The organism is Mesorhizobium sp. M7A.F.Ca.CA.001.08.2.1, from assembly GCF_003998455.1.
Classification (GTDB): Bacteria; Pseudomonadota; Alphaproteobacteria; order Rhizobiales; family Rhizobiaceae; genus Mesorhizobium; species Mesorhizobium ciceri.
The window spans coordinates 1-2,194 of the sequence record NZ_RZPW01000917.1 but is presented as its reverse complement, the minus strand read 5'-3'; the positions used below and the strand labels follow the sequence as shown (position 1 = coordinate 2,194).

Here is a 2,194-nt window from a genome sequence, read left to right as displayed (position 1 = left end):
CCCCAGCCGATCTTGCCGCCTTCGAGCAGCACCACCTTCAGCCCGCGCTCGGCGGCGTGAAGGGCGGCCGACAGGCCGGTGCAGCCGCCGCCGACGACAACCAGGTCGGTGTCGACGTCGCCGACCAGCGCCGGATGGTCCGGCGCCGGATTGGCGGTGGCGACATAATAGGATTTTGCGATATCGAGGCCCGAATTGAAGCCCGTTGAACTGGAAGCCATGATCACACCTTCAGCAGAAGGTGGTCGCGTTCCCAGCTCGTCACCACGCCCTGGAACAGGTCGAGCTCGACGCTCTTTACGCGCAGATAAGTCTGGAAGAAATCCTCGCCGAGCAGTTCCCGCACCGGGCCGCAAGCCTCGAAACGATCGAGCGCCTCCTCCATCGTCTTCGGCAGCGTGCTCTTGATCTTGTAGGCATTGCCCGACGCCTCGGGCGAGCGCGCCAGTTTCTGCTCGACGCCGAGATAGCCGGCAAGCAGCGAGCCGGCGATCGCCAGGTAAGGATTGGAATCCGCACCCGGAAGCCGGTTCTCCACCCGCCGCGCCGCGCGGCCGCCGGCCGGCACGCGCAGGCCGCAGGAGCGGTTGTCATGCGACCATTCGATGTTGGCCGGCGCGCTGTGGTTCGGCCTGATGCGGCGGAACGAGTTCACGTTGGGCGCGAACAGCGGCATGATTTCGGGGACATATTTCTGCAGACCGCCGATGAAGTGGCCGAACATTGCGGTGTCGGCATCGTCGCTGCCGGCAAACAAAGTCCTGCCGGCCTCGTCGATGACCGACATGTGCAGATGCATCGAGCTGCCGGCCTGTGCGGCGATCGGCTTGGCCATGAAGGTGGCGTGCATGCCGCTTTGCTGCGCGGCCTGGCGCGTCAGCCGCTTGAACAGCAGCACCTTGTCGGCCAGCGGCAGCGCATCGCCATGCAGGAAGTTGATCTCCAACTGCGCGGTTCCCGACTCATGGATCAGCGTGTCGAGCGGCAGGCCGGCCGCCGCCGCATAATCGTAAATGCGGCGGATCACCGGCTCGAACTCCTCGAGCCCGGCCATATCGTAGGGATGCTGCACGGTCTCGGCGCGGCCATTGGCGCCGACCGGGGCGGTCAGCGGCCGGTCCGGATCCGGATTGGGCGCGGTGAGATAGAATTCCACCTCGGGCGCCACCACCGCCCGCCAGCCGCGCTTGGCGTAGAGGTCGAGCACGGCGCGCAGCACATGGCGCGGCGAGGCCATCCAGGGCCGGTCGTCCATATGAAAGGCATCGGCAAAGACATAGGCCTTGCCGGGAGCGGCACCCGGCGCCAGGCAGAGCGTCGATACATCAGGCACCATGCGCATGTCCGGATCCGAATAGGCAAAACCCTCGTCGATCGAGCCGGAATAGCGGCCGTCGATGCTGACCAGGAAAGCGCTGCTCGGCAGATAGAGCGCGCGGTCTTCAAGCGCCTGGAGGAATTTGGCCGTCGGCAAGGCCTTGCCGCGCAGGACGCCGTTCATGTCGGGCACCAGGCACTCGACTTCGTTGATGCCGTGCCGGGTCAGCCAGGCCTTGGCATCGGTGCCGCTGGAGAGCGAGATGTTCGTGTTGTTGTCAGGCATTTCGTTCAAATCCGTATCAGAGAGAGTATGGCTTGCGCGGCCGCATCCGTTCCGGGTTTCAGCGCCATTTGGGCTGCATTGTCCTTCAGGCGGGCGCGCATGGCATCGTCGGCCAGCAGGCCGAGAATGGCTTTCTCCAACACTCCTTCGGTCCAGCCGTCACGGCCGATATGGTCGCCGGTGCCGGTCTCTTCGGCGCGTTGCGCGTTGTCGTGTCCATCCCAGCAATAGGGCATGATCAGCGACGGCACGCCGAAGCGCAGCGCTTCGCAAAAACTGTTGTTGCCGCCGTGATGGATGAACAGATCCGACTTCGCCACCACCGAGGGCTGCGGAAACCAGGCGTCGAGATAGACATTGTCCGGCACCGCGCGGTAAGCGTCGCGCAGGCCGCCGGCATTGACGATGAAGCGCGCCGGCAGCCTGTCGAACACCACCAGCATGCGCTCGATCAGGCCGACATCCATGGCACCCAGGCTGCCGAAGCTGACATAGACCAGCGGCCCGCCATTGCGCGGGAACACCGGCACCTCGAACGGCCCTTCAGAACGCACGCAGCCCTCGAGATAGACGAAGCGCGCGGGGTCGAGC

3 protein-coding genes are annotated in these 2,194 nt (G+C 65.2%); all 3 read right to left on the bottom strand.

Annotated elements, in window-relative coordinates; genetic code table 11:
• Positions 1–221, bottom strand: a 221-nt coding sequence (locus EN914_RS32890; protein ID WP_127389564.1) for an FAD-dependent oxidoreductase, incomplete at its 3' end; no start/stop codon positions are given.
• A gap of 2 nt (positions 222–223) precedes the next feature.
• Complete coding sequence (locus EN914_RS32885) at positions 224–1,603, bottom strand: glutamine synthetase family protein (RefSeq protein ID WP_013528949.1); 1,380 nt, start codon at positions 1,601–1,603, stop codon at positions 224–226.
• A gap of 5 nt (positions 1,604–1,608) precedes the next feature.
• A partial coding sequence (locus EN914_RS32880) for a glycosyltransferase (RefSeq protein WP_281034684.1) occupies positions 1,609–2,194 on the bottom strand: 586 nt, incomplete at its 5' end.

Excerpts from the sequence above, each read along its gene's own strand:
- EN914_RS32885 (WP_013528949.1), bottom strand. The coding sequence starts at position 1,603 with ATGCCTGACAACAACACGAACATCTCGCTCTCCAGCGGCACCGATGCC.